Genomic DNA, 2599 nt, shown 5'->3' on the forward strand with positions numbered 1-2599 from the left:
CCATCGCCTCTACTCGACCGAAGGCGCAGGGGGCTTACGGCAAATCGCAAACCTCCAAGATTAGCCGAAGCATCCCTCCACTTCGTCATCCCAGGGCGGAGCAGGAGCGAAGCGACGTCGCGGAGACCCTGGAATCCATGCCGTGACCTCCGCCGAAGAATGTAGTGGCCCAGAACGGCGCTTGCATCCGCAACGGTGCTCGCTACCCTTTCACCGGACCGGCTATGCCTCTTTGACCGCGAGCCAGAAGCACGGTGCGGCCTCGCTACCTTCCTCTTGTTTGAGAATCTTCACGAATACGGAAGCATCCACAACGATCATTTCTTGGTGCCTTCGAGCACATCGAGCCCCCATACCGCTTGCGTAAATGCGGCGACAGCCGGACGCTGCAGATTGTCCCGCTCACGCCCCGTACCTCCTCCTCAAATGCTCGGTGAAATGCGTGGCGTTGAGCTTCTCGCCGGTGGCGCGTTCGAGCAGGTCGGGCGTCGACCAGCGCGAACCTTGCGACCAGATCCTTTCACGGCGCCAGTCGTTGATCGTCGCGAAATTTCCCTTGGCGAGGTCTTCGTCGGCCGAAGGATGATCTCTGGTCAGCGCCGCCCATTGCTGCGCCGCCATCATGGCGCCCAGCGTATAAGACGGGAAATAGCCGAAGGCGGCGCCCGGCCAGTGCACGTCCTGCATCGGTCCGTCGGCCGGGTTGTCGATGGTCGACAGGCCGAGATAGTCGCGCATCCTGGCGTCCCAGGCCTCGGGCAGGTCGGCGGCCTCGAGCCGCCCCGAGACAAGCTCCTGCTCCAGCTCGTAGCGCAGGATGACGTGCAGCGGATAGGTGACCTCGTCGGCGTCGACGCGGATCAGCCCGCGCTCGACCCGGTGCACATGCGGCAGGATGTCTTCGATCGACCAGGTCTCGCCGAGGTGCTTTTCGACCACCGGCAGCGCCCAGCGCCAGAATTCGGGATTGCGGCCGATCTGCTTTTCGACGAACAGGCTCTGGCTCTCATGCACGGCCATGCCCCGCGCCTTGCCGAGCGGCCAGTGCGCCCACGCCCGCGGCCGGTTCTGCTCGTAAAGCGCGTGGCCGGTCTCGTGCAGCACGCCCATTAGCGCCGACAGGAAATCGGAGGTCTTGTAGCGGGTGGTGATGCGCACGTCGCTCGGCACGCCGCCGCAGAACGGATGATGCGATACCGACAGTGAGCCGTGGGTGAGATCGAAGCCGACCGCCGCCATCATGGCGAGGCCAAGCTCGCGCTGCTTTTCGATCGCATAGCTGCCCGAAAGCGGCTTCAGCGGATGTTTCGCCAGCCGCTCATCCTGCACCGCCAGTGCCTCGGGTACGAAATCCCTTAGAAACGTCTTCAACTCGGCGAAGACCGGCGTGATCTCGGCGGCTCGGTTGCCGGGATCGTATTGCTCCATTAGCGCGTCGTAGGGATCAAGGCCGAGCACGTCGGCGCGAAGCGCTGCTTCCTCGCGCACCAACGCGACGACGCCTTCGAGCGCCGGCAAGAATCCGGCCCAGTCGTTTTTCGCGCGCAGGTCGCGCCAGAGCTGCTCGGAACGCATCCGTGCAGTGGTTTGGCGCTCGACGAATTCGACCGGCAGGCAGGTCAGGTTGGTGTATTGCCGTCGGAATTCCTTGACCGCTGCCTGCTGTTCTTCGTTCAGCGTCTCCTGTTCGGCCGCTGCGATCCAGTCGGCGATCTCCGGCGCCGTCGCTCTGGCGTGATGCATGCCGGCCAGCGCCGACATCGCCTCGGCGCGTTTTTCGCCGCCGCCGACGGCCATGTGGGTCGCCTCGTCGGCGGCGAGGATGGCGAGCGCATGCTCCAGTGCTTCGAGCTTGTGGCCGAGGTCGTCGAGTTTTTGAAAGGACATTGTGGGTTCCGCTGAATTTGAACGGCGGGAAAAGATACCAATGCGCTGATATTGGCAACCCTGAAGGCCGTCGGCGATGGGCACATTGATTGCCGGCCGGGATGCACGCCGCAATGGGTCTTGAGGGAGCGGTGGCGTGCGTGGTCAATATCGCGAGGCGGCGCCATGTCGCAATGGGGAGACATAGCATGATCGCCAATGTGCTGGTCGGGTTAGTGGCGCTGATCCACCTCTACATCGTCTATCTGGAGATGGTGCTGTGGGACACGCCGCGCGGCCACAAGGCGTTCAAGCTGACGCCGGAATTCGCCAGCGCATCGAAAGTGCTTGCGGCCAACCAGGGGCTTTACAACGGCTTTCTCGCAGCCGGGCTGATCTGGGGGCTTTACCTCGGCGAGGCCGGTTTCCAGATCAAGGTGTTTTTCCTGCTCTGCGTCGCCATCGCCGGCCTCTACGGCGCAGCGACGGTCGGCAGGAAAATCTTTTACGTCCAGACCATACCGGCGGCAGCTGCTCTGGTCGCGCTCGCTTTGAGCTAGTTTCCTCTGCACAGGGGATTTGGTTCTTAACTGACGGGTCGCGGCCGGCCTGCCTGCAGCCACCATCTCTGACGCCGGGATTAGCCACAGGCCACCATGCCTTCGTCATCCCAGGGTCTACGCTGCGTCGCTTCGCTCCTTGCTTCGCCCAGGGATGAGTGCGTCAGGAAGTT

Annotated in this window: 2 protein-coding genes; one reads left to right on the plus strand and one right to left on the minus strand. The window is 63.3% G+C overall.

Going from position 1 to position 2599, the window contains the following annotated elements; translation table 11 throughout:
- Positions 1–402: 402 nt before the first annotated feature.
- Positions 403–1887 (minus strand): carboxypeptidase M32, encoded by a 1485-nt coding sequence (locus NMG80_RS03395; protein WP_254016835.1) that lies wholly within the window; start codon positions 1885–1887, stop codon positions 403–405.
- 188 nt (positions 1888–2075) lie between these two features.
- On the opposite strand from NMG80_RS03395, the gene NMG80_RS03400 reads away from it, so the two are divergent.
- On the plus strand, positions 2076–2426 hold the full coding sequence (locus NMG80_RS03400) for a DUF1304 domain-containing protein (RefSeq protein ID WP_254016836.1): 351 nt from the start codon (positions 2076–2078) through the stop codon (positions 2424–2426).
- Positions 2427–2599 lie beyond the last annotated feature (173 nt).

This window comes from Mesorhizobium escarrei (assembly GCF_935825525.1).
In the GTDB taxonomy this organism is placed as follows: Bacteria; Pseudomonadota; Alphaproteobacteria; order Rhizobiales; family Rhizobiaceae; genus Mesorhizobium; species Mesorhizobium escarrei.